The sequence below is a fragment of the Pseudomonas sp. GW821-FHT09A09 genome (genome assembly GCF_059418405.1).
This window is the reverse complement of record NZ_JBWKPU010000026.1, coordinates 12,628-36,839: the sequence shown is the minus strand read 5'-3', so window position 1 is coordinate 36,839 and position 24,212 is coordinate 12,628. Positions and strand designations below refer to the sequence as shown.

Genomic DNA, 24,212 nt, shown 5'->3' with positions numbered 1-24,212 from the left:
TGGCTGACTGCCTTTTGTTGTTATTCCTGAGCGTCAAATGCGTGCCGGTTTATTTCAGTATCGCGATGTGACGTTGCACTTTTCTTACAGCTGCTCCAGCAAAACCCGGCAGCAGCTCCTTACAGATTCAACCTTAGAGCCCTCGTTCTGCGTGGCTTAGATCCATTTCATATCAGCTAATCAGCATTTGCGCTAAAAACGGAATGAGGCCTATCGCCATCTTGGCGCCAGACCCTTGGCTAGACAGCTAAAACGATTAATCAAGCAATTACCGCCGCAGCCTACCGTTCGTCCGAGCGTGGGGGTCAAAAGCAATGAGCGCATCCGTCATTGAAACCGTGTCAATCGGGCCTAAGGTAGGGGCACACATGCACAGCGGTTAGAGGACGTCATGACCCAAGCTTTGATCTTTGATGCGATACGCACGCCCCGTGGCAAAGGCAAGGCGGACGGTGCCCTGCACAGCGTCAAGCCGGTGAACCTGGTGGCCGGCCTGCTCACCGCGCTGGCCCAACGCAGTGACCTCGACACGCGCCAAGTGGATGACATTGTCCTGGGCTGCGTCACCCCGGTGGGCGACCAGGGTGCCGACATCGCCAAGACCGCCGCACTGGTGGCGGACTGGGACATCAGTGTCGCCGGGGTGCAAATCAACCGTTTCTGCGCGTCGGGCCTGGAGGCGGTCAACCTGGGCGCCATGAAGGTGCGCTCCGGCTTTGAAGACCTGGTGGTGGTGGGCGGCGTCGAGTCCATGTCCCGCGTGCCCATGGGCAGCGACGGCGGCGCCTGGGTGCTCGACCCGCACACCAATATGCACAGCCACTTCACGCCCCAGGGCATCGGCGCCGACCTGATCGCCACCTTGGAAGGCTTCACGCGCCAGGACGTGGATACCTTTGCCCTACAGTCCCAGCAGAAAGCCGCCAGGGCGCGTGCAGACGGTTCTTTCAACAAATCGCTGATCGCGGTGCAGGACCAGAACGGCATCGTGCTGCTGGACCATGACGAATTCATCCGCGGCGACTCCACCCTCGAAGGCCTGGGCAAACTCAAGCCCAGCTTTGAAATGATGGGGCAGATGGGCTTCGACGCCACCGCATTGCGGGTCTACAGCCATGTGGAGCGCATCCACCATGTGCACACGCCGGGCAACAGCTCCGGCATTGTCGATGGCGCCGCGCTGATGCTGATCGGCTCCGAAGCGAAAGGCCGCGAACTGGGCCTGCAACCGCGGGCGCGCATTGTTGCCACGGCGGTCACCAGCACCGACCCGACCATCATGCTCACCGGCCCGGCGCCCGCCACCCGCAAAGCCCTGGCCAAGGCCGGTTTGCGGGTCGAGGACATCGACCTGTTCGAAGTCAACGAAGCGTTCGCCTCGGTGGTGCTCAAGTTCATCAAGGACATGGGCATTGACGCTGCGCGAGTCAACGTCAACGGCGGCTCCATCGCCATGGGCCACCCGTTGGGCGCCACCGGCTGCGCGATCCTCGGCACCTTGCTCGACGAGCTGGAAGCCCGCCAGCAGCGCTACGGCCTGGCCACCCTGTGTGTCGGCGGTGGCATGGGCATCGCCACCATCATCGAACGGCTCTGAGCCCAAGGAACCTGTCATGACCCAAGCCATTCGTTACGAAAAAGGCCAGGACCAGATCGTGGTGCTGACCCTCGACATGCCCGGCCAGAGCGCCAACACCATGAACGGCGCGTACCGCGAAGCCATGGCGGCCACGCTCACGCGCCTGGAGGCGGAAAGGGACAGTATTGCCGGTGTGATCATCACCTCGGCCAAAAAGACGTTTTTTGCCGGTGGCGACCTCAATGAGTTGATCAAGGTCGACAAGGCCCACGCCAAGGAATTCTACGACGGCGTGCTGGAGCTGAAGGCGCAGTTGCGCCGCCTGGAAACCCTCGGCAAACCGGTAGTGGCCGCGATCAATGGCGCCGCACTGGGTGGCGGCTGGGAGATCTGCCTGGCCTGCCATTACCGGGTCGCGCTGGATGCCACATCCACACAGCTGGGGTTGCCGGAAGTCACCTTGGGCCTGTTGCCGGGCGGCGGTGGGGTAGTGCGTATGGTGCGCCTGCTGGGGCTGGAAAAAGCCTTGCCGTATTTGTTGGAAGGCAAAAAAGTGCGGCCCCAACAAGCGCTGCAAGCTGGCTTGATTCAAGAATTGGCAGCCGATCGTGATGAGTTGCTGGCCAAGTCCCGGGCGTGGATTCTCGCGAACCCGGAGGCGAAACAGCCGTGGGACGGCAAGGGCTATCAACTGCCGGGCGGTACGCCGTCCAACCTGAAAGTCGCGCAGATGCTAGCCATCGCGCCGTCGATTTTGCGCAGCAAGACCCAGGGCTGTTTCCCCGCGCCGGAGAAAATCCTCTGTGCCGCCGTGGAGGGGGCCCAAGTGGATTTCGACACGGCGCACCTGATCGAAACCCGCTACTTCACCGAGCTGGTCACCGGGCAAGTGGCGAAGAACATGATCGGCACCTTCTGGTTCCAGCTCAACGAAATCAACGCCGGCAGCTCGCGGCCCAGAGGTGTTGCGCCCTATGTCACGCGCAAAGTCGGCGTGCTCGGTGCCGGAATGATGGGCGCGGGCATTGCCTACGTCAGCGCCAGTGCCGGCGTTGATGTGGTGCTCAAGGACATCAACCTGGCCGCCGCTGAAAAGGGCAAGGCGCACTCAGCGGAGCTGCTCGACAAGAAGGTCAGCCGTGGGCAAATGACCGCCGAGCAGCGGGAAATCATCCTGGCGCGGATTCTTCCCACTGCCGCCGACGCCGACCTGGCCGGTTGCGATTTGGTCATCGAAGCGGTGTTTGAAGACCGAGAGCTCAAGGCAAAAGTCTCGGCTGCCGCCCAAAGCGTGGTTGGCGCTGATGCGGTGATCGCCTCCAATACCTCCACACTGCCGATCAGCGGTTTGGCCAAGGCCGTGCCGGATCCAGCCAAGTTCATCGGCCTGCATTTCTTCAGTCCGGTCGACAAGATGCCGCTGGTGGAAATCATCAAGGGCGCCCAGACCAGCGACGAAACCCTGGCCCGAGGTTTTGATTTCGTCCTGCAAATCAAGAAAACCCCGATCGTGGTCAATGACAGCCGGGGTTTCTTCACCTCAAGGGTGTTCGGCACCTTCACCAACGAAGGCATTGCCATGCTCGGCGAGGGCGTGGCCGCGCCGATGATCGAGACCGAAGCGCGTAAGGCCGGCATGCCGGTGGGGCCGCTGGCCGTCTCGGATGAAGTGTCCCTCAGCCTGATGAGCCATATAAGGCAGCAAACCGCCAAGGATCTGCAGGCGGAAGGCAAGTCTATGCCGGTACATCCGGCGACGGCGGTGATCGACCTGTTGGTCAATGAATACAAACGCTTGGGCAAGGCGGCGGGTGGCGGGTTTTATGAGTACCCCAATGGCGGGCAGAAGCACCTGTGGCCGGAGCTGAAAAGCCGCTTTGAACGCGCCGACCAGCAGATCTCGCCGCAGGATGTGCGCGACCGTTTGCTGTTTATCCAGGCCATTGAAACCGTGCGTTGTGTTGAGGAGGGCGTGTTGATGTCCACGGCCGATGCCAACGTCGGTTCGATCTTCGGTATCGGTTTTGCTGCGTGGAGTGGCGGCGCGTTGCAGTTCATAAACCAATACGGGCTGAACGATTTCATCGCCCGTGCTCGTTACCTGGCCGAGCAATATGGCGAACGGTTCAACCCCCCGGCCTTGCTACTTGAAAAAGCTGCCCAGGGCCAGATATTCACCTGACCGAAACGCCATGGCGTGAGCACTACATAACCCCTGTGGGAGCGGGCTTGCCCGCGAAAGCGGTGTATTAGCCAACCTGTTTGTCGGCTGAAATGTCGCCATCGCGGGCAAGCCCGCTCCTACAGGTGATCGCTTGGCGGACTTGCCTTGAAGGGGTGTTTCAAGGCAGGCTCTGGGGTGTGCATTATTCCCATCACCGTGTCAGGTATTTTTTATGTCGCTACGCGTCTGTATCCTGGAAACCGATATCCTGCGTCCAGGTTTGATCGATCAGTACCAAGGGTACGGGCAGATGTTCAAGCGCCTGTTTTCCAAGCAGCCGATTGCTGCTGACTTTGTTGTCTACAACGTGGTGCAGGGCGAATACCCGTCGGACGATGAAGTGTTCGATGCCTACCTGGTGACCGGCAGCAAGGCCGATTCCTTCGGCACCGACCCGTGGATCCAGACCCTCAAGACTTACCTGCTCGAGCGCTATGCGCGTGGCGACAAGCTGCTGGGGATCTGCTTCGGTCATCAACTGTTGGCGCTGTTGCTGGGCGGCAAGACCGAGCGCGCCAGCAAAGGCTGGGGCATGGGCATCCATGATTACAAACTGAACGCCAAGGCCCCGTGGATGAGCCCGGTGGTGGAAGAACTGACCCTGCTGATCAGCCACCAGGACCAGGTCACCACGCTGCCGGACAACGCCACGGTGATCGCTTCCAGCGATTTCTGCCCGTACGCTGCCTACCACATCGAAGACCAGGTGCTGTGCTTCCAGGGCCACCCGGAGTTCATCCACGACTATTCCCGCGAACTGCTGGAAATACTTCAGACAACCCTGGGTGAGAAGGTCTACACCCACGGTGTCGCCAGCCTGGAACGTGACCACCACGGCGCAACCGTGGCGGAGTGGATGATGCGCTTCGTGGCCCACAAACCCGAAGCCACAGCTTAAGCGCGATGGCGGTCGTGCGTCGGCAACGTTTTACAACCACCCCGACCGCTTGAAACTGGCCCACAAGCCCGTACAGCCCACCGCGATAAACCCGAGCACCGCAAAATAGCCGTAGTGCCATTGCAGCTCGGGCATGTTCTGGAAGTTCATCCCATAAATCCCCGCTACTGCCGTGGGGAACGCGAGGATCGCCGCCCAGGCAGCGAACTTGCGCTGCACCACGCTCTGGCGCGAAGCCTCCAGCAGCACACCGATCTCGATGGTCTGGCTGGCGATGTCACGCAGGGTGGTGAGGTCTTCCATCTGGCGTGTCACGTGGATCTGCACATCACGGAAGTACGGGCGCATGTTCTTGTCGATGAACGGGAAGCTCAGCTTCTGCAATTCCTGGCTGATCTCCACCATCGGCGCCACATAACGCTTGAGCCGCAACACGTCGCGGCGCAGGCCGTGGAGGTTCTGGATATCGTTTTCGTTGAGCGAGTTGCACAGCACGTTGCGCTCCAGCTCGTCGATCTCGGCGTGGATTGCCTCGCTCACCGGCTGGTAGTTTTCGGTGACGAAATCCAGCAGTGCATACAGTACGAAATCTTCCCCATGTTCCAGCAGCAGCGGTCGCGCCTCACAACGCTGGCGCACGTAGCCGTAGGACGCCGAGTGGCCGTTGCGTGCGGTGATGATGTAGCCGTTGCCGGCAAAGATATGGGTTTCGATAAACACCAGCTTGCCGTTCTCGCGCACCGGTGAGTAGGTGACGATGAACAGCGCATCGCCGAAGGTTTCCAGCTTCGGCCGGCTGTGTTTTTCCAGGGCATCTTCGATGGCCAGTTCATGCAGGTTGAACTGGCGTTGCAGGTTGGCCAGCTCCTGGGCGTTGGGTTCTTCCAGGCCGATCCACACAAAGTGGTCGGGTTTGGCGGCCCAGGCCGCGCCTTCGTCCAGGGTGATATCAGTGACTTTCTTACCGGCGCTGTAGACGGCGGCCGCAACAACTCTACCCATGGTGCAGATCGCTTCTTATTAGGAGGACAGGTGTCTGGCAGCTTAGCCCGAAGCGAGTTCAATTGTTACAACCTGCAGTGAGCGAGCTTGCTCGCGCCGGCCCACTTACCTCCCCCCAATCTCAAGCAACCCGCGCTGCGCAACTCCCCCGCGCAACACTCGCATCCATCTGCGCAATACATTCCGCCATCTGCGCCCGGCACGCCTGCAGCAGAGCGGGAATGTCATCCGACGTCATCCCGTTGGTAGGAATCGGCGGCAAAGAACGTATGAGCACATCACCACTGTTCCAGCGATTGAGCTGCATGTGATTCACATAGTTGCTCACGCACACCTGCACGATGGGCACACCGGCCGCAATCGCCATATGAAACGCGCCTTTCTTGAACGGCAGCAGGCCCTTGCCCAGGTTGCGCGTGCCTTCGGCAAACACCCAGATCGAGGTGTCTTCATGCTGCAAGGTGTGAGTGGTGGTGAGCATCGCGCGGCGCGCCTTGTGCGCATTGCCGCGGTCGATCAGCACATTGCCCGCCAGCCAGAACAATTGGCCGAACAGCGGCACCCATTTCAGGCTTTTCTTGGCAATGCATACGGTGCGGTGGGGCACCACGGTGCCGAACACAAACAGGTCATAGTTGGACTGATGGTTGGCGATGACGACGCACGTGCCGGGCTTGTTGCGCAGCGAATCCACATCGGCCTTTACGTTCAGCCCGAGTATCCACATGGCCGGCAACGCATACAGGCGCGCGCACAGGCGGCTGTTATCCGGGTTGAACGGCCGGCACACGCCCAGCAGCACGCCCAACACGCCCGCCACCATAAAGTGCAAGCCCATCAACAACATACGTAACAGAAAAAGCATCGACACGGCCCATCGGGACAAAAGGTGGCGCAGTGTACGGATGTGCACTGTATTCGGCAATTGCCCCTACAGACGTAGGAGATAGGCGATGTTTGAGCACATGTTTCAACATGTGCCGATACGGCCCGGCTAGAGCGGCTAAGGAAGGATCAGGTTTAATTGTAAGAAAAAGCCCGACGCAGGGCCGGGCTTTTGCTGTGATTGCAGTAGGGGCTTAGCTCAGGATGTGGCCCTGGTCCTGAATGATCGCGTCATCCAGTGCGTCCAACAGCGCTTTGCGTACTTTCAGCTTGGTGTGCTTGTGGGCGTTCATGTTGATCTTCTTCAACTGCCGCGCGGCTTCCAGGGCGGCTGCGTGCAGCTCCTCGGGGGCGACCACCTTATCGAGGAAGCCGGCGCCCACGGCACCTTGCGGGTCAAACATCTCGGCATTGATCACCGAGCGCTGGAACGCCGCCTTGCTCAGGCGATCACGTGCCAGCTCGATGCCGGCGTGGTGCATGGTCATGCCGATCGCCACTTCATTCAGGCCAATGCTGAACGGGCCTTCCACACCGATCCGATAATCCGCCGACAACAGCAGGAACGCCCCCTTGGCTACCGCATGCCCAGTGCACGCCACGATCACCGGGAACGGGTGCGACAACAAGCGACGTGCCAGCGTCGAGCCGGAGGTCACCAGGCCGATGGCCTCTTTAGGGCCGGCGGTCATCACTTTCAAATCATACCCACCGGACAGAATGCCCGGCGTGCCGGTGATCACCACCACCGCGTGGTCTTTCTCCGCTTGGTCCAGCGCTTCATTGAACGCACTGACCACCGCCGGAGAAATGGCATTCACCTTGCCGTTGCTCAAGGTCAGGGTCGCGATACCGTCTTCGAGGTGGTAAGCAATCAACTCACTCATGACGCGGTTCCTTGTAGGACTTGTTATAGAGACATAGGCGCAGACGTTACCCACCACGCCTGTCCGGGTAAAGCGCCGTGACTGACTACCCAGTCAGACTTTTCCCACCTGCTCGCTGCCAGACAGCCTAGGGCAGGGCCCAACAGCCGTCCCAGACGCGTGCCACACAAGCCTGAGAATGGCAGAATCACCGCCCCTTGCCGGGCGTACGCCGGCATAACCTGCTAACCGCATGAAAATTCTGAAAAAAACCTTTGCCATCAGAAAGGCTTTCGACTACATTAGCGCGCCTCGACAGACTGAACTGGTTTGACGAGATACGGTGAAGTGTCCGAGTGGCTTAAGGAGCACGCCTGGAAAGTGTGTATACAAGAAATTGTATCGAGAGTTCGAATCTCTCCTTCACCGCCACATTAAGTAAACACAAACCCCCGATTTTCCTAGAGAAGATCGGGGGTTTGTGGTTTCTGGCGTCCAAAAAATACCCTCATGGGACCAACATGGGACTGGCGCCCCGTTCTGGTGCGTAGATTTGGGAAAAGACAGACGAACTAAAGCGCCTGCCTTCACACCTCAACGCTACTCTGGACCGAGTGAACCAGGCTTTAGCACCGCTCAGCAAGAATGGCCACCATGCTATGTAGAGTCGCAATGCTGGGTGGCAGGCTATCAAAATCGCTAGATAATTAGGAGGAACGGTAAAATGGAAAAGGTTACTGAGTTTTTTGCGACCCAGAATTTTCAGAGTGCAATTGCTAATTTGGCTGAACGCCTAAGCGTCAATGATTTACCGATTGAGGCAGATAAGCAGTTTATACAGTTTATACTTTCTGCGCTGGAGCTGTTTAGGGTTCATGCTCGTGATTTTGATGCTAATTGCCAGTTTAATATTAACTTGATTGGTAATCGGTTTTATAATGATGTTTCAGAGGCGAGAACGAATGCGGGTAGTATTGAGAGTATTTTTACCATTTGCTATAGGTTCTTGTCCGAGCTTGCCTTCTATAGAGAAGGTAGCTTTCCGGGGGATGTGGGTTATGAAGTGCGCAAAGTATTGGAAAAGATTCAATATGGAGCTAGTGAGATTCCATCTAGAGTAAAAGATCAACTGGTTTATGCTGACAATTTTATGCCTGTTGCTTTAGCTAAAAGCTTTCTAAATAAGGCGGATTTTGGTGTTATAAGGGATTTTGACGAAAAATACGCAGGCCTAGGTGCGGTAGTCAAAGAGTTAGATACGAAATTGGAAGGGAGCAAAAAAGACGTCGGTGCCCTCCATGATGCTTTAAAGAGCTACGAAGATGCTTTCAATTTTGTAGGGCTTCACAAGGGTTTTAATGATATTGCTCGCTCCAAAAGGCGCTCGTCTTATCTCAGCGTTTTTATTATGGTATTGCTGGCTTGTATGATGGTTGCACCTTTTCTATGGAAGATTTGGCATGTTCTTAATGATGTGCCTTCTAATGTATTTAACACAGAGCTTTTTGTGGCTTTCCTAGGCTACGATCTTCTACTTTTGTATTTTTTTAGAGTTGTTTTTCAGGGTTATAAGTCAGTGAAAGGCCAGCTCGTTCAACTGGATTTGAGAAAGGCTGTATGTCAGTTTATCCAGAGTTATGCAGATTATGCTGTGAAGATAAAAGGGAGCAACCCTGCACTCTTGGAGAAATTTGAGTCATTGGTGTTCAGCGGCATTGTTGCAAATGAAGAAAATATTCCGTCTACGTTTGATGGTGTAGAGCAGTTGGTCAAATTGTTTGAAAAGGTTAGAGCCCCTTAAGAAGGTTCGAACTAGGCCAAAGGCCTTTGCCCACCTGAAATGGTCGAATTGCCGTGCTAATTGCCATAGTGTGGCTTTCCGCGAGTGGTGAGCTGATGCAGCTTTACCAATAACGCCGCTTATGTTCAAAAGGCCCCTACATCTGGGCCAGGTGTGGGGGCCTTTTTAGCACCTGTCGTTCGCCAGAGTCCCGTGGAACGGCATATCACAACCCCATACGCTGTTCCAAATCTCTCCTTCATCGCCACATCCTACAAACACAACCTCCCGGGGTTTTCTAGAGAAAGCCGGGGGGGGCTTGTGTCTGGAAAACTGCCCAACATTAACGCCCTGCTGCGGATCTAGAAATTACCGACTTCTAGCGATCACCCCCGCCATATACTCATTCAAATCCCGAAAATCCTTAACCGTCCACGCGAACGGCGCCACCTTCACCCCATTCTCCCGCAGCGTCCTCGGAATCAAATCCCCATTGGGACGAAGTATCACCGACGAAACAATCACCCCCGGGTAGTCATTCAGCCGCTGCTTGAACGCAGGCGTCGTCAGGTTTGGCGTCGGTGGGTTGCTCTTATTGGCCAGCGGCCCTGTGCCTTTGATATCGGCGCCGTGGCACATGGCGCAGCGCTGTTGGTAGATCGTCTTGCCATTCATGTTGTCTGCAAAGGACAGTGAAGGTTGGGCCAGTGACATAAGCCCCAACGAAGCGGCGAACAGTATTTTCATTGTTATAAGGTCTTGTGAATAAGCCGAAGTTGAATCGAGAAAAAGCGCCTCAATGCCGATGCCGATGATGCACATCCGGAAAATGCGCATGACTGTGCCGCAACGGGCTGTGCACGTGCACATGGCTGTGGGGCTGCGCCGGGTCCCATTCAAACCCGTGTTCATGTTGATGATGTTCGTCATGCACATGCCGATGGCCATGTTCCGTAGCGTCGTGTTGGTGTTCATGGGCATGTCGCTCGGTCAGGTGCAGCCACACCCCCACGGCCATCAGTGCCGATGCAATCCAGAACGCCACGGAAACCGACTCACCCAACACTAGCAAGGCCACCGCAGCGCCGAGAAAAGGGGCGGTGGAGAAGTAGGCGCCGGTGCGCGCGCTGCCCAGCCCGCGCAGTGCCAACACGAACATGACCAGGCTGATGCCGTACCCCAGAAAGCCCACCAGCAGGAGCGGCAGCAGTTGCGCCGTCACCGGTATTTGCGCGCCGAGGTAGAGCGCCAGGCTGGTGTTCACCAGCCCTGCGATCAGGCCTTTGGCGCCGGCAATAAACAGGGCGTCTGACGCCGAGACCTTGCGCGTCAGGTTGTTATCGATGCCCCAGCACAGGCAGGCCAGGGCCACCGCAAACGGGCCGGTCCAGTCATGGCTGTTGCCGCCGCCGTCAGACCAGGACAGCACCACGCCGCCCAATACGATGGCGAGCATGCCAAGCACGATGCGGCGGTCGGCGTTTTCCTTGAAGACCAGCCAGGCGATGACGGCGGTGAGTACCGATTCGAGGTTGAGCATCAGGGAGGCGGTGGCGCCTGCGGTACGGGTGAGGCCGACCATCAGCGCGACGGGCCCGAGGATGCCGCCGAAGGCAATGGCGCCGAGTAGCCAGGGCCATTCGGAGGGCGTCAGCCCGGCGGGTTTCCAGCCGCGATCCCGCAGGAGGCGTACGCCGGTGAGCCCGATGCCGCTGCCCAGGTAGAGCAGGCCGGCCAAGAGTATGGGGGAGAGGCCCAGGCCAAGGCTTTTGGCCAGTGGGGTGCTGGCGCCGAACAAAGCGGCGGCTGCGAGGGCGTAAACGATGCTGAGGTTCATGGGCCATCCTCGAGAGTCATAGCCCATGATACGTCGCTTGCCGGGGTTAAAACCCTGGCGGCGGTCTATTTATTGCGCGGTTTTCAGTTTGATCACATCACCGGAAATCTTGGTGGTGTAACCGCTGAGTACCCAGGCCCAGAACCAGTTTTCCTGCACTTGGGTGTTGATCAGCGCATCGCCGCCCTTGGCCTTGATGGCGGCGTCTTGAGCGCGCACGAAACGGCTGTTCTGGCCGATCGGGATGATGCCGAACAGCATGATACCGGTGGCGCTTGCTTCACTGTGGCCCAGAACGGTGTATTGGTTGCTGTCGTACTGCGGGGACTTGATGGCGGTGCCGGTGCAGCCAGCGAGGGCAAAACCAAGAACGGCGGCTGCAGCGACTTTACTGATGTACTTCACGGGTAACTCCATGGGCAAAAAATCGAGATCCAATTCTCGAAAGCGCGCCACTTTAATCGCCGAAGTGGCAGATTGAAATCATTGCCCCGAAAGTTTCATCTTCACGCCTTCACGTACACCCAGGCCGTGAGCCCCGATGCCAACGGCACGGCCACGCGCTTGTAGTCCGATACTTCATAGGCATCGGCTGCCGCCAACTCTTGGGCGGTGATCTGAAACACCATGCCTTCGACGCTGGCGCCTTGCTCGTGGGTGGGTGCCACGATCGGGTGGTGAGTCTTGCCACTGGTGGCCAACACGGCGGGGTCGGTGATTTCTACCCAGCTTTGTGCGTAGCCCAGCATCGCGTCTTGCTGCCCGGCCAGTTCGCGCCCGAAGTTGGCGAGTTGTACGGCCTTGTCCTGCAAGGTGCCGTAGGAAAACAGCAGTTCGGGGTAGGCGGTGGAGCGTTCCATTTCTATTCCTTAAGCGAGGAGGTCTTCGTAAAAAGCGCCGTAAGGCTTGCTCGGGTGGGCGATCTGGATTTCCAGGATCCACAGCCCTGCATTCGGGTAGTACTCGAAATCACCGAGGTCGCCGCCACGGTGGATCGCATGGGGGAAGTCGCTGACGCGGTGGCCCTTGATGTCCAGGTTCAGTTGCCAACCCATGGCCTGGGCTTGCTCTTGGGCGTAGCGGTAGAGTTCCAGGCCGACCACTTGCTGGTTTTTCCAGCGCGATTGCACGCGGTCGAACAGGGTCTTGGCGGCGCTGGCGCAGGCGATCATTTCCGGGTCGTTGCCGGTGGTGAAGGTTGCGCCGGCATCGCCTTCGTGGCCTTGCCACACGGCACCCATGTCGATGAAGAAGATATCGTTGTCGCCCAGCACCGGGTCACCTTCGGAGCGCTGGTTGAAGGCCTTGAGGGTGTTGGCGCCGAAACGCACCAGCAACGGGTGCCAGATGCGTTGCATGTCGAGCTCGGCGAGCACCTGCTTGCCCAGCTCGCGGGCTTCGGATTCGAGCATACCCGGGCGGATGCGTTGGGCGAGGTGGTCGATGGCTTTCCAGGTCATGGCCTGGGCGAAGCGCATGGAGTCGATACTGTAGGCGGCGCCCACGGCTTCTTTGGGTTGTGCAGTCACCGATGGTTCCTCGCGTTGGGCTGGGTTTTTCGTTATTCATTTTACTATATAGCGATGTAAGAAAGAGCCCAACTCCTGAACGCGAAAACGCACCTGTAGGAGCCGGCTTGCCGGCGATTACGGTGGGTCAGGCAACATCCCTGTTTGCGGTACCGTCGCTATCGCCGGCAAGCCGGCTCCTACATAGCGATGTAAGAAAGAGCCCAACTCCTGAGCGCGAAAACGCACCTGTAGGAGCCGGCTTGCCGGCGATTACGGTGGGTCAAGCAACATCTATGTTTGCTGTGCCGCCGCTATCGCCGGCAAGCCGGCTCCTACAGTTACGTGGGGAAACGTGCAGCAGAACGTGGGTTGGGTTAGATGTGCAACCAGGCCAGGCTGCCCAGGACGACTGCCACACCGGCGGCGGTGTAGGACATTTGTTTTAGCCACTCTCGTCTGGTCAGCAACGTAATCGCCGCCAGCGAAATCGCGATCTGGATCGCGGTCATCGCCTGGGCCCAACGGTGATGCTGGTGCAGGGCCTCTTCGGACTTCTGGTCCCATTCCTTCGACGTGGCTTCCAGCTTCTCAGCCTGTTTGCGCACGTCTTCCTTCTGGCCTTTGTAGCGCTCGATCTCATCCTTGTAATGCGCGGCATCCACGCCCGGGATGTGGGTGGCGAGTTCCGCCAGGTTCTGCCGGCTGGATTTGGCCTGGTAGTAATTCCACTGGTTGGCGGCTTCGGTCTTGATGATGGCGGCGTTGTTCTTGTCCATCGCCGCTTCGCTTTCGGTGGAGCCGGCCTGATAGCTGAGCATGGCGCCGAGGGTGGCCATCAAGGCGGTCATCACCGCAATGCGGCTGGCGAAATTGTCCCCTCGGCCGTGGGCATGTTCGGTGGTGTGTTCGATGTGTTTTTCGTGGGGGCTGGGGACTTCGAAGGCTTCGGACATGGGGGCGTCTACGAACGGATTGAGGGAGACTGATTCTTTACCAGTGAAGCTGTCTCAATCCTGTACGTAACGCTGCAAACCCTCCACCAGCGCATCGAACATCACCCGGCAGCGCGGGCTGTTGCGCAGGTCTTCGTGCATGGTCACCCAGGTGTCCAGCTGGATCGAGAACCCCGGCGCCAGCACCCGGCGCAGGCGCGGGTCGCGCTGGGCCAACAGCACCTGGCAGCCGCCGATACCGGCACCGGCGCGGATCAGCGCCAGTTGCGCCAGGTCGCTGTCACTGCTCAGGGCAAAGGCGCTGCGTTCGAAGCCTTTGATCGCCAGGCTGCGAATAAAGGCGTTCTCCTGGTCGAAGCCAATCACCGAGTGATGGGCCAGGTCCTGCATCTGCTGGGGCGTGCCGTGTTGTTCCAGGTAGTCATCGCGGGCATGCAGGCCCACTTCGATGATGCCTACGCGCCTTGCCAGCAATTGCTCCTGGCTCGGTCGGACCATGCGCACGGCGATGTCGGCTTCCAGTTGCAACAGGTCGCTGAGGCGATTGGTCAGGGTCAACTCGACCTTGAGGTGAGGGTGGTGTTGGCGCAATTGGCTGAGGATCGGCGGCAGCACTTCCACGCCGACCACTTCACTGGCCGACACCCGCACCACGCCGCGTACGTCGTCGCCCTGGGCCGAGGCCGCCCGTTCCAGGGCAGCGGCGGTGCGAGCCATGGTTTCGGCGTGGCCGCGCAGGGTGTGCGCCATCGCCGTCGGCAACAAACCGGTGGGCGAGCGGGTGAACAGCACCACGCCCAATGCCGACTCCAGCGCGGCAATATGCCGACCGACCGTGGGCTGCGTGATGCCGAGCAGCCGTGCGGCCCCCGACAACGATCCTTCCTGGAGTACGCCGAGGAACGACCGGTAAAGCTCCCATCCGATATTCAATGCCATGCATAAATGTATAGCGACTCAGCAATCTTCGGCAATTTATCTATAGCCGGGGCACGCACACACTGGCGCCAACAATAGACAAAGGTGGGAGGCGGTGATGAGCAAAGTGCTGGTATTGGGCGCAACAGGTGGAGTTGGCGGTGAAGTCGCGCGGCAGTTGAAAGCGGCAGGTTGGGACGTGTGTGCGTTGGCCCGTGACGTAGAAAAGGCATGCAGCCAGAATGCGGCATTCACCTGGCTCAAGGGCGATGCGCTGAACCGTGATGAGGTGCTGGCCGCTGCCCGTGGTTGCGAGGTGATCGTTCACGCAGTGAACCCACCGGGTTATCGCAACTGGGCAGAACTCGTACTGCCGATGATCGACAACACCATCGCCGCCGCCATCGCCGAAGGCGCAACCATCGTGTTGCCCGGCACGGTCTACAACTACGGGCCGGATGCCTTTCCCGTGTTGCACGAAGACTCGCCCCAGCACCCGCAAACGCGCAAGGGCGCGATCCGTGTGCAATTGGAGCAACGCCTGCAAGAGGCCTCTGGTCATGGCGCTCGCGTCTTGATCCTGCGCGCCGGGGACTTTTTTGGTGGCCGCGCCGCGAACAGCTGGTTTTCCCAGGGCCTGGTCAAGCCCGGCAAGCCGGTGCACACCATCAGCTATCCGGGCGCCCCGGGCCTGCTCCATCAATGGGCGTACCTGCCGGACGTGGCACGCACGATAGTCGAGTTGCTGGCCCGCCGTGCCAGCCTCGCTGCCTTTGCGCGTTTTCATATGGCCGGGCATACCGACACCGACGGCACGCAGATGACGCGGACCATCCAGCGCGTGGTGTTGCGCAGGACAGGCCAGCAGCCCCGCGTAGGCAGTTTCCCTTGGTGGCTGTTGAAGCTGGCGGCGCCCTTTGTGGTGACCTTCCGCGAACTGCAGGAGATGCGTTACCTGTGGCGCACCCCGCTGCGCATGGACAACACATGCCTCGTCGAGGTGCTTGGCAAAGAACCGCACACCCCGTTGGAGCAGGCAGTCGAGGCCACCTTGAGCGGCCTGGGCTGCTTGCCTAAGGCCGTCTGATCAGGCGCACATACACCGCGACGTTGATCAGCAACACCACGGCCCCGAGCACCAGCTGAATGTTCGGGGTCAGCCCGGCCGGGTAGATCATCGCGAGGATGTAGTGCTCGATAAAGCCGCCGCCATAACCGTCCTGGCCGGCCAGGTGGCGAAACAGGTTTTCCCAACGGGTGAGCGGGCAGGGCAGGTGGAACACTTCCACGGCCACGCCCCAGGCAGCGGCGGGCAGGTGCAGCCACATCACGGGCCGCCATTTGAGGGCCAGCAGCCCGCCAAACAGCACGAACAGGATGAAGCACAGGTGGAACAGCACCAGACCGTCGGCGGCTAATCGATAGAGCATGTCGGGGCTCGCTGTTGAGGTCGGCCGGGCATCAGGCGTTGAGTTCTTGTTGCAGGTAGTCGATGAACACGCGCAGTTTTTTCGGCGTGTTGCTGCGATTGAAGTAATACAGGTACAGCGCGCTGTGGGTGATCCAGTCGCCCAGGACTTCCACCAGCTCACCGGATTGCAGGTAGGGCTCGACACTGGAACGCGCTACATAGGCAAAACCGAAGCCATCCAGTGCGCCACGGATCATCAGCTCGATGTCGTTGGTGGCCAGCCGGCCCTTCACCGTCACGCGCAGCGGCTTGCCGTCCTTTTCAAAATCCCAGCGGTGCAGCAGGCCGGTTTGGGCGCTGCGATAGTTCACGCATTCATGTTCAAGCAAATCATGCGGGTGGGTGGGGACTGTGCGGCCTTGCAAATAGCCCGGGGTGGCGACGATCACAAAGCGCAGTTGCCGGGCCACGGGGATCACCACCATGTCCTCGGCCAGCACGTGATCGTAGCGGATACCCGCATCAAACCCTTGGGCGACGATGTCCACCAAAGCGTTATCCACGGCCACTTCCAGGTTGATCCCCGGGTGTTTGCGCAAGAACCCTTGCAGCAACGGCTGCAACACCATGCGGCTGGCGGTGGAGGGCACGTTCAGGCGCAAGGTGCCGCTGGCCTCGACGGTGGCGGCGGCGACGCTGTGCAAGCTGGTGTGCAGTTCTTCGAGCAGCGGGGTAACGCGTTCAACCAGTTGCGCACCGGCTTCGGTGAGGCTGACGCTGCGGGTGGTGCGGTTGAGCAGGCGCACGCCCAGCTGTTTTTCCAGGGCGCCGACCCGCTGGCTGACGGTGGAAACCGACAGGCTCACGGCATCGGCCGCCTGGGTGAAACTCTTGGCGCGGGCGACCTGCAGGAACAGGCGCAATTGCTGGAAATCCGGCGTGTCCATTGTGTGGTTTTTCCGAAAGGGGCTTTTGGATTATGCATCTTTTTCACAAGAACACCCACGCGCATACTTTTTTCACACCCCACGAGGAAAGCCCCTTCATGACCCATTCCACCGCAAAACCTGTCTGGTTTATCACCGGTTGTTCAACCGGTTTCGGGCGCCAGTTGGCCCTGCACACCCTCGGCCTCGGCTACCCGACGGTGGTCACCGCACGTAACCCGCAACAGGTGCAGGACATCGTGGCCGGCCATGAACACAACGCCTTGGTATTGGCGCTGGACGTGACCGACCAGGCCCAGGTCGACGCGGCAGTGCAGGCGGCTCAAGCGCATTTCGGGCACATCGATGTGCTGGTCAACAACGCCGGTATTGGTTACTTCGGCGCGTTGGAGGAAAGTGACCTGGATGAAGTGCGCCGCATGTTCGACATCAACTTCTGGGGCCTCAGCGCCATGACCCGCGCCGTGTTGCCCGGCATGCGCGCTCGGCGCTCGGGCACCGTGGTGAACATCTCTTCGGTGGGCGGGATTGCGGCGTTCCCGTCCCTGAGTTTCTACAATGCCACCAAGTTCGCGGTGGAAGGGTTGTCTGAAGCCCTGGCAGGGGAAGTCGCGCCGCTGGGGATCAAGGTGTTGCTGGTAGAGCCGGGCCCATTCCGCACCGACTGGGCCGGGCGCTCGGCTAATGAGGCCGCTCACACCATCGACGACTACCGCGACACGGCGGCGGCGCGGGCCAGTCGCGTGCGCAGTTACAGCGGAAAACAGCCCGGCGACCCGGTGCGCGCCGCAATCGCCATCGTCAAGGCGGTGGAAGCCGAACAACCGCCGTTGCGCTTGCTGCTGGGCAAGGCCGCGCTGGGGTTTGCACGCACCAAGGTCGAGGCATTGAGCGCTGACTTCGACGCGTGGGCTGACGTGACTGAGGGCGCGGATTTCCCCGAGTAAGGTCTTGGGAAACAGCACATCGATGGTCACAACGGTTGCTTGCAAGAGAGCCGGGCCGTTATTGTGCTGAATCCTTTTAGTCCTTCCCCAAGGATCTGTTTGATGAACGCACCGCGTACCGCCGGCCCGATCAAGGCCGTGATTTTCGATATGGACGGTTTGTTGCTGGACACAGAAGGCATCTACACCGAAGTCACGCAGATCATCGCCGAACGCTACGGCCGTACCTATGACTGGGGGATCAAGCAGCACATCATCGGGCGTGGCGCCCAGGACCTGGCCGACTACGTGGTCAAGGCCCTGGACCTGCCGATCACCCCGGCTGAGTTCCTGACCATCCGCGAACCGCTGATGAGCGAACGTTTCCCCAAGGCCTTGGGCATGCCCGGCGCTGAAGCGTTGGTGCGGCACTTGAAGGCGCACAACATTCCGATTGCCGTGGGCACCAGTTCGTCGCGCAATTCATTCGGCCACAAGACCACGTTGCACCGCGAGTGGTTTGGCCTGTTCGACACCATTGTCACCGCTGACGACCCGGAAGTCGGCGCGGCCAAACCCGCTCCGGACATCTTCCTCACCGCCGCCCGCCGCCTGGGCGTTGCGCCCGAGGACTGCCTGGTGTTCGAAGACTCGCCGTTCGGCGTCACCGCCGCCAAGGCCGCCCACATGACCGCCATCGCCGTGCCCGATGAAGCCATGGCCGACAGCAAGTACCACCACGCCGACCAGATCATCCGCAAACTCGCCGACTTCGACCTGGCGGCCTACGGCTTGCCACCGCTTCATTGATACCCTAAAACCGTAGGAGCCCGGCTTGCTGGCGATAGCGTCCTTAACACCGCCATCGCCGGCAAGCCGGGCTCCTACAAGGGTCATGCGCTGGTCGTAAAAAATGTGGGAGCTGGCTTGCCTGCGATAGCAATCTTGAGGGCGCCATCGCCGGCAAGCCAGCTCCCACATTGGGTTTTGCAGTGTTCCTGAAGTATTAGGCGCTGAAGCCGCCATCAATGGTCAGGCTGGCACCGGTGATGTAGCCGGCCTCCGGCCCTGCCAGGTAGGCCACAAAGCTGGCAATCTCCTCCACATGCCCATACCGCCCGACCGCCATCAACCCAATCAAACTCTCGGCAAAATCACTGTCCGCCGGGTTCATGTCGGTGTCCACCGGCCCAGGCTGCACGTTGTTGATGGTAATGCCCCGTGGCCCCAGGTCCCGCGCCAGGCCCTTGGTCAACCCCACCAGCGCGGCCTTGCTCATCGCATACGGGCCGCCACCGCCAAAGGGCATGCGCTCGGCGTTGGTGCTGCCGATGTTGATCACCCGGCCTCCATCACCCATGTGCCTGGCCGCTTCCTGAGTAGCAATGAACACGCTGCGCACGTTGATCGCCAGGGTCTGGTCGAAGTCTTCCAGCTTGAAGTCTTCCAGCGGCGCGATGGCCAGCACACCGGCGTTGTTCACCAGGATGTCCAGGCGACCAAAGGCTTCGACGGTTTTGTTGACGGCGTTGCGAATCGCCTCGGCATCGGCGCTGTCGGCACGAATCGCCAGGGCTTTACCGCCTTCGCTGATCACGCTGTTCTGCAATTCCTCGGCCTTGGCGGCCGAGCTGACGTAGGTAAAAGCAACCGCTGCACCTTGCGCGGCGAGGCGCTTGACGATGGCGGCGCCGATGCCGCGGGAACCGCCTTGAATCAAGGCGACTTTGCCGCTGAGGTTATGTGTGGTCATGTCGATCTCCTAGCTGTTCAAGGCGGAATGCCTTGTTGATGGCGCCGAGTATCAACCTCACCCCGGTACACCGGTAGACCGCGATTGCTATAGTCTGTGTAAACCAAAAGTTTAGAGTGGGCGTTATGGAGAGCTTTGGCAGTATCGAATGCTTTGTGCGCAGTGCCGAAGGCGGCAGCTTCGCCGAAGCAGCCCGGCACCTGAGCCTCACCCCGGCAGCGGTGGGCAAGAGTGTCGCCAAGCTTGAGGCGCGCCTGGGTGTGCGGCTGTTCCAGCGTAGTACACGGCGCCTGACCCTGACCGAAGCCGGCAAACTGTTTCTGGAGGAAGTCAGCGGCAGCCTCACCACCATCCAGAATGCCGTGGCCAACCTGGCCAGCGCCGAAGGCCGGCCAGTGGGCACGCTCAAGGTCAGCATGGGCACGGTGTTCGGCAACCGTTACGTGGTGCCGCTGCTGGGTGAGTTCATGGGACGGTTTCCGGACATCAGCCCGGACTGGCATTTTGATAACCGTCAGGTGGACCTGATTGGCCAGGGTTTCGACGCCGCCATTGGCGGAGGCTTTGAGTTACCCCAGGGGGTGGTGGCGCGCAAACTCACTCCGGCGCACCGGGTGTTGGTGGCCGCGCCGAGCTATTTGGCAAAACGCCCGTCAGTCAACACACCGGAAGATCTCGCGCACTGCGCGGGCATCCTGATCCGTTCACCGCAGACCGGGCGCATCCGCACGTGGCAACTGACCGGCCGTGACCGCGAACAGCGCCCGCTGGTGCTCAAGCCCGGCATGACCATGAGTGACTCCGAAGCCGCCTGCTGCGCCAGCGCCCAGGGCCTGGGCATTGCGCTGGTGAGCATGCCGATGGCGGTGCCGTTTCTCGACAGCGGCGCGGTGGTGCGGGTGTTGCCCGACTGGTATGTCGACGATGGCAACATTTCCATTTACTACGCCGAACACAAACTGCTGCCCGGCAAGACCCGGGCGTTTGTGGACTTTATCATCGAGCAATTTGCCGAGCAGCGGTTGAGCCAGCGATTCAGCGCGGTTTGATCATGGCCGTAGACAGCGGCGCGGCCATCGCAGGCAAGCCAGCTCCCACAGGGAAATGCGATCCCCTGTGGGAGCCGGGCTTGCCCGCGATGCAGGCGACTCGGTCTACCGCCCGAATTGCCCCGGCCAGCCAATGACTTTCTTCGGCCTCGGCGTCGCATAGGTGCGGATCTTCGACGTCGACAACCCCAACCGTACCAACGACTCGGCAATGGTCACCGCCGCCGTCACCCCATCCACCACCGGCACGCCGGTGCGCTGGCGGATCTGTTCATCCAGCCCGGCCATGCCGCCGCACCCCAGGCAGATCACCTCGGCCTTGTCCTCGCTGATGGCCAGCTCCGCCTGGCGCACAATGGCTTCCATGGCGGCCAACGGGTCTTCTTCCAGCTCCAACACCGCCATGCCACTGGCCCGTACCGAGGCGCAGCGCTGGTAGAGCCCGGCCAGTTTCAGGCGGTCTTCGATCAGCGGCACGGTGCGGTCCAGCGTCGTGACCACCGAGTAGGCATGCCCCAGAAACATCGCCGTGCTGGCGGCCGCTTCCGTGATGTCCACCACCGGCACGTTCAGCAACTCCTGCAGGCCTTCGCGGCCGTGCTCGCCGTAGCCGGCCTGGATCACCGCGTCAAACGGCTGGTCGTAGGCCATCACCCGGTCCATCACGGCGATGGCCGCCAGGTAACTTTCAAAATTGCCCTCCACCGATTCCGCGCCGAAGTAGGGGGTAAGCCCGACGATCTCGGTCCCCGGCGCAGCCACGGCCCGCGCTTGCTGGGCGATGGTGTCGGTGATGGATTCGGTGGTGTTGACGTTGACCACGAGGATACGCATGGAAAATCCTTGATTAGTGACTGACGTTATCGACTGCAATGCTCTCGCCGCTGACATCGGCGTAGTACGGCTGGCGCTTGGCGATCAGCAGGTACAACAGCCCTGCAATACCGGCGCCAAACATCCAGGAAAACGGTGCGACGCTGGCAAAGCCCGGCAACAGCGCCAGCAGAATGGCGATCACCGCCGCTGGAATGAAGGCTGCCACCGCACGCAGGTTGATCCCACGACTGTAGAAATAGTCGCCATGGGGGTCTTCGCTATACAGCTGCAGCACGTTCACCCGGCTTTTACGGATCAGCCAGTAGTCGACCATGATCACCCCGTACAACGGCCCCAGCAGTGCGCCCAGGCCGGAGAGGAAATACACGATCACCAGCGGGCTGTTGTAGAGGTTCCACGGCAGGATCAGCACTGCCAGGGTCGCGCTGATCAACCCGGCGCGGCGGAAGTTCAGGTACTTGGGCGCCAGGTTGCTCAGCACAAAGGCCGGGGCGACGAAGTTGGCCATGATGTTTACCGCCACGGTGACGATCAAAAAGGCCAGGCAGCCGAGCACGAGGAAGAAGGTATTGGGGATGGCCGCGATGATTTCAGTCGGGCTTTCGATCACCCGGCCATTGAGCTGGAACTGCCCGCCACACAGCAGCACGGTGATGGCGGCAAACACCAGGATATTCACCGGCAGGCCCCAGAAGTTGCCGACCTGGATGGTCTTGCGGCACGGCGAGGAGCGGGCGAAGTCGCAGAAATTGAGGATCAGCGTGCCGTAGATGGTCAGCCACAGTGCACCACCGGCGAAGATGTTGCGCCACATCTCGCCGCCGCTCAGCGGTTCGCGAACCGACCAGGCAATGTTGCCCCCCACCTGGAAGTACATCCAACCGGCCAGTGAAGCCACCGTCACCAGAATCACCGGCCCGGCGAAGGCTTCATAACGGCGCACCATTTCCATGCCGTAGGCCAGGATCGCCAACTGCACGAACCAGATCGTCACGAAACACGCCCAACCCAAGGTCGACAGGCCCAGGATCGAGTTGTGGTCATAGTCGGCAAACCCGGGGTGAATCGCCGACAGCAATACGCGGAAAACCACCGAAGCCAGGTAGGTCTGGATACCGAACCAGGCAATCGCGATCACCGCACGAATCAACGCCGGAATCTGCGCGCCATGAATACCGAAACTGATCCGGCTGATCACCGGAAACGGCACGCCGGTCTTTTGCCCCATATACCCGGACAAGTTCATGAAGAAATACACCAGCGCCGCGCCGATGCCTAAAGACAACAGAATCTGCCAACCGCCCAGGCCCAATGCATATAAGCCAATGGCGAAGGAATAGTTGGCAATGTTGTGCACGTCATTGGTCCACAACGCGAAGATGCTGTAGCGCCCCCAACGGCGGCCTTCCACTTTGGTGGGCGCCAGGTCCTTGTTGTGCAGGCGTGGGCTGAGCACCAGCGGGCCGGGGCTGATGGCCTCGGGGTTCAGGGCGGAGGAGGGCAGATCCAGTGCGAGGTTCGATAGGCTTGTACGCATTCCGGCAAGCTCCAGCGCATCTGCAGGCGAGCCGCGGATGGCAAAGTGTATGTATGTTTTGTATTTATTGTATACAAAGCGCGTTTCACCTTAAGCCACATGCGTGCCAGTTTTCGATCTATGAAAATATCGGTTAATTTCGTTTTTGTAGGTGTGTTTAATAACTGGCTGAATTAGAAGAAATATAAATTGACCGATTGAACAGGTATTTATTTTTCAGCGGGAAGATGACGGTTTACAACGAGGAGATATAGACGGGAGAAGGTGTTACGTAATGGTGCGGTCGAATATAAATTGCACACATAAATGGCACCGATGGTTACATCTATGTGTACATTCTTAATGCCCAACACAAAACAAATGTGGGAGCTGGCTTGCTTGCGATAGCGTCACCCCGGTATCACTGATACACCGAGGTGCCTGCATCGCGGGCAAGCCCAGCTCCCACACAAGCCTGCTCCCACATTGTTTACCGCATCAGCTTCAAGCCTTGCTGATGATATTTCCCGCATGCAACCCACACTCTTTCTGCGTGGCTTCCTCCCACCACCAGCGGCCTTCGCGCTCGTGCTGGTTGGGCAGTACCGGGCGGGTGCACGGTTCGCAGCCGATGCTGATGAAGCCGCGCTCATGCAGGCTGTTGTACGGCAGCTCCAGCATGCGGATGTAACCCCAGATCTCCTCGCTGGTCATCTGCGCCAGCGGGTTGAACTTGTACAGGGTGCGTTCCGGAGTCGAGAAGGCCGTGTCGATTTCCAGCGCCGCTACCTGGCTGCGGGTGCCGGGGCTCTGGTCGCGGCGCTGGCCGGTGGCCCAGGCGCGAACGCCCGAGAGCTTGCGGCGCAGCGGCTCGATCTTGCGCACGCCGCAGCATTCGCCATGGCCGTCCTTGTAGAAGCTGAACAGGCCTTTCTCTTTGACGAAGGGTTCCAGCTTGCTCTGGTCCGGCGAGATCAGCTCGATGTCGATCTTGTAGAAGTCGCGCACCTGCTCGATGAACCGGTAGGTTTCCGGGTGCAGGCGGCCGGTGTCGAGGCTGAACACCTTGACGTTCTTGTTCAGCTTCCAGGCCATGTCCACCAGCACCACGTCCTCGGCACCGCTGAAGGAAATCCACAGGTCATCGCCGAACTGGCTGAACGCCAGCTTGAGGATGTCCTGGGCAGATTTGTTGGCATAGGTCGCGGCGAGTTCAGCGACGTCGAAGGCTTGGTTCATCAGGACGGTTCCTACAGGTCAGTGGCGCTGAGCGCTCTATAGGGGAGCGATGGTATCAAAATCCGCCCTGCGTTGCGGCGG

Annotated in this window: 24 protein-coding genes and 1 tRNA gene; 9 read left to right on the top strand and 16 right to left on the bottom strand. The window is 59.8% G+C overall.

Annotation, left to right across the window (positions count from 1 at the left end; translation table 11 throughout):
- The first annotated feature begins 391 nt into the window (after positions 1 to 391).
- The 3 genes from AC07OV_RS21225 (at position 392) to AC07OV_RS21215 (ending at position 4,701) form a co-directional block, all read left to right on the top strand.
- A complete protein-coding gene (locus tag AC07OV_RS21225) occupies positions 392 to 1,597 on the top strand; it encodes an acetyl-CoA C-acetyltransferase (RefSeq protein WP_494998244.1) in 1,206 nt (401 codons plus the stop codon).
- 16 nt (positions 1,598 to 1,613) lie between these two features.
- Positions 1,614 to 3,761 carry a 3-hydroxyacyl-CoA dehydrogenase NAD-binding domain-containing protein gene (locus AC07OV_RS21220; protein ID WP_495092912.1) on the top strand — a complete coding sequence of 716 codons (2,148 nt, stop codon included), beginning with the start codon at positions 1,614 to 1,616 and terminating at the stop codon, positions 3,759 to 3,761.
- A 214-nt stretch (positions 3,762 to 3,975) separates the two neighbouring features.
- The gene (locus tag AC07OV_RS21215) at positions 3,976 to 4,701 is read left to right on the top strand and encodes an amidotransferase (protein ID WP_176997883.1); all 726 of its coding nucleotides are present in this window, start codon (positions 3,976 to 3,978) and stop codon (positions 4,699 to 4,701) included.
- Between the two features lie 30 nt (positions 4,702 to 4,731).
- Here AC07OV_RS21215 and AC07OV_RS21210 read toward each other — a convergent pair whose 3' ends face one another.
- From AC07OV_RS21210 to AC07OV_RS21200, 3 genes are all read right to left on the bottom strand, one after another.
- Positions 4,732 to 5,703, bottom strand: a complete 972-nt coding sequence (locus AC07OV_RS21210) for a magnesium and cobalt transport protein CorA (protein ID WP_176997882.1) — start codon at positions 5,701 to 5,703, stop codon at positions 4,732 to 4,734.
- 121 nt (positions 5,704 to 5,824) lie between these two features.
- A complete protein-coding gene (locus AC07OV_RS21205) occupies positions 5,825 to 6,568 on the bottom strand; it encodes a 1-acylglycerol-3-phosphate O-acyltransferase (RefSeq protein ID WP_495092911.1) in 744 nt (247 codons plus the stop codon).
- 214 nt (positions 6,569 to 6,782) lie between these two features.
- Positions 6,783 to 7,475, bottom strand: coding sequence for a crotonase/enoyl-CoA hydratase family protein (locus tag AC07OV_RS21200; RefSeq protein ID WP_495092910.1), 693 nt, complete (start codon positions 7,473 to 7,475; stop codon positions 6,783 to 6,785).
- Positions 7,476 to 7,796: 321 nt separating this feature from the next.
- Here AC07OV_RS21200 and AC07OV_RS21195 point away from each other — a divergent pair.
- Both AC07OV_RS21195 and AC07OV_RS21190 read left to right on the top strand, forming a co-directional pair.
- Positions 7,797 to 7,886: transfer RNA gene (locus AC07OV_RS21195), tRNA-Ser, on the top strand.
- Between the two features lie 292 nt (positions 7,887 to 8,178).
- Positions 8,179 to 9,255 carry a hypothetical protein gene (locus tag AC07OV_RS21190; protein WP_495092909.1) on the top strand — a complete coding sequence of 359 codons (1,077 nt, stop codon included), beginning with the start codon at positions 8,179 to 8,181 and terminating at the stop codon, positions 9,253 to 9,255.
- A 348-nt stretch (positions 9,256 to 9,603) separates the two neighbouring features.
- On the opposite strand, the gene AC07OV_RS21185 is transcribed toward AC07OV_RS21190, so the two are convergent.
- The 7 genes from AC07OV_RS21185 to AC07OV_RS21155 all read right to left on the bottom strand — a co-directional run bounded on the left by AC07OV_RS21185 (position 9,604) and on the right by AC07OV_RS21155 (position 14,474).
- Positions 9,604 to 9,981: a c-type cytochrome gene (locus AC07OV_RS21185; protein WP_495092926.1), complete on the bottom strand. Its 378-nt coding sequence runs from the start codon at positions 9,979 to 9,981 to the stop codon at positions 9,604 to 9,606.
- Between the two features lie 49 nt (positions 9,982 to 10,030).
- On the bottom strand, positions 10,031 to 11,071 hold the full coding sequence (locus tag AC07OV_RS21180; protein WP_495092908.1) for a DMT family transporter: 1,041 nt from the start codon (positions 11,069 to 11,071) through the stop codon (positions 10,031 to 10,033).
- 69 nt (positions 11,072 to 11,140) lie between these two features.
- Positions 11,141 to 11,476 carry a hypothetical protein gene (locus AC07OV_RS21175; RefSeq protein WP_016973626.1) on the bottom strand — a complete coding sequence of 112 codons (336 nt, stop codon included), beginning with the start codon at positions 11,474 to 11,476 and terminating at the stop codon, positions 11,141 to 11,143.
- 101 nt (positions 11,477 to 11,577) lie between these two features.
- A complete protein-coding gene (locus tag AC07OV_RS21170) occupies positions 11,578 to 11,931 on the bottom strand; it encodes a gamma-glutamylcyclotransferase family protein (protein WP_494998239.1) in 354 nt (117 codons plus the stop codon).
- Positions 11,932 to 11,940: 9 nt separating this feature from the next.
- A complete protein-coding gene (locus AC07OV_RS21165) occupies positions 11,941 to 12,600 on the bottom strand; it encodes a M24 family metallopeptidase (RefSeq protein WP_494998238.1) in 660 nt (219 codons plus the stop codon).
- Between the two features lie 356 nt (positions 12,601 to 12,956).
- Positions 12,957 to 13,535, bottom strand: a complete 579-nt coding sequence (locus tag AC07OV_RS21160) for a DUF4337 domain-containing protein (RefSeq protein WP_495092907.1) — start codon at positions 13,533 to 13,535, stop codon at positions 12,957 to 12,959.
- A gap of 54 nt (positions 13,536 to 13,589) precedes the next feature.
- The gene (locus AC07OV_RS21155) at positions 13,590 to 14,474 is read right to left on the bottom strand and encodes a LysR family transcriptional regulator (protein ID WP_495092906.1); all 885 of its coding nucleotides are present in this window, start codon (positions 14,472 to 14,474) and stop codon (positions 13,590 to 13,592) included.
- 97 nt (positions 14,475 to 14,571) lie between these two features.
- Between AC07OV_RS21155 and AC07OV_RS21150 the strand changes: the two genes are divergently transcribed.
- Entirely contained in the window at positions 14,572 to 15,540 is a 969-nt protein-coding gene (locus AC07OV_RS21150) for an SDR family oxidoreductase (protein WP_494998236.1), read from the top strand.
- Here AC07OV_RS21150 and AC07OV_RS21145 read toward each other — a convergent pair.
- On the bottom strand, positions 15,527 to 15,883 hold the full coding sequence (locus tag AC07OV_RS21145) for a DUF2784 domain-containing protein (RefSeq protein ID WP_494998235.1): 357 nt from the start codon (positions 15,881 to 15,883) through the stop codon (positions 15,527 to 15,529). The two genes, AC07OV_RS21150 and AC07OV_RS21145, sit on opposite strands and share 14 nt — an antisense overlap.
- 31 nt (positions 15,884 to 15,914) lie before the next feature.
- Complete coding sequence (locus AC07OV_RS21140) at positions 15,915 to 16,811, bottom strand: LysR family transcriptional regulator (protein ID WP_495092905.1); 897 nt, start codon at positions 16,809 to 16,811, stop codon at positions 15,915 to 15,917.
- A gap of 98 nt (positions 16,812 to 16,909) precedes the next feature.
- On the opposite strand from AC07OV_RS21140, the gene AC07OV_RS21135 reads away from it, so the two are divergent.
- Both AC07OV_RS21135 and AC07OV_RS21130 read left to right on the top strand, forming a co-directional pair.
- A complete protein-coding gene (locus tag AC07OV_RS21135) occupies positions 16,910 to 17,758 on the top strand; it encodes an oxidoreductase (RefSeq protein WP_495092904.1) in 849 nt (282 codons plus the stop codon).
- A gap of 102 nt (positions 17,759 to 17,860) precedes the next feature.
- Positions 17,861 to 18,547 carry an HAD-IA family hydrolase gene (locus AC07OV_RS21130; protein WP_176996365.1) on the top strand — a complete coding sequence of 229 codons (687 nt, stop codon included), beginning with the start codon at positions 17,861 to 17,863 and terminating at the stop codon, positions 18,545 to 18,547.
- 196 nt (positions 18,548 to 18,743) lie between these two features.
- On the opposite strand, the gene AC07OV_RS21125 is transcribed toward AC07OV_RS21130, so the two are convergent.
- On the bottom strand, positions 18,744 to 19,490 hold the full coding sequence (locus tag AC07OV_RS21125) for a 3-oxoacyl-ACP reductase family protein (RefSeq protein WP_494998233.1): 747 nt from the start codon (positions 19,488 to 19,490) through the stop codon (positions 18,744 to 18,746).
- Positions 19,491 to 19,615: 125 nt separating this feature from the next.
- On the opposite strand from AC07OV_RS21125, the gene AC07OV_RS21120 reads away from it, so the two are divergent.
- Positions 19,616 to 20,539 (top strand): LysR family transcriptional regulator, encoded by a 924-nt coding sequence (locus AC07OV_RS21120; RefSeq protein ID WP_176996363.1) that lies wholly within the window; start codon positions 19,616 to 19,618, stop codon positions 20,537 to 20,539.
- A 105-nt stretch (positions 20,540 to 20,644) separates the two neighbouring features.
- Here the strand turns inward: AC07OV_RS21120 and AC07OV_RS21115 are convergent, their stop codons facing one another.
- From AC07OV_RS21115 to AC07OV_RS21105, 3 genes are all read right to left on the bottom strand, one after another.
- Positions 20,645 to 21,373, bottom strand: a complete 729-nt coding sequence (locus AC07OV_RS21115) for an aspartate/glutamate racemase family protein (RefSeq protein WP_135309449.1) — start codon at positions 21,371 to 21,373, stop codon at positions 20,645 to 20,647.
- 13 nt (positions 21,374 to 21,386) lie between these two features.
- The gene (locus AC07OV_RS21110; RefSeq protein WP_494998231.1) at positions 21,387 to 22,913 is read right to left on the bottom strand and encodes an NCS1 family nucleobase:cation symporter-1; all 1,527 of its coding nucleotides are present in this window, start codon (positions 22,911 to 22,913) and stop codon (positions 21,387 to 21,389) included.
- Positions 22,914 to 23,396: 483 nt separating this feature from the next.
- Positions 23,397 to 24,131 (bottom strand): phosphoadenylyl-sulfate reductase, encoded by a 735-nt coding sequence (locus AC07OV_RS21105; RefSeq protein ID WP_176996361.1) that lies wholly within the window; start codon positions 24,129 to 24,131, stop codon positions 23,397 to 23,399.
- Positions 24,132 to 24,212: the final 81 nt, after the last annotated feature.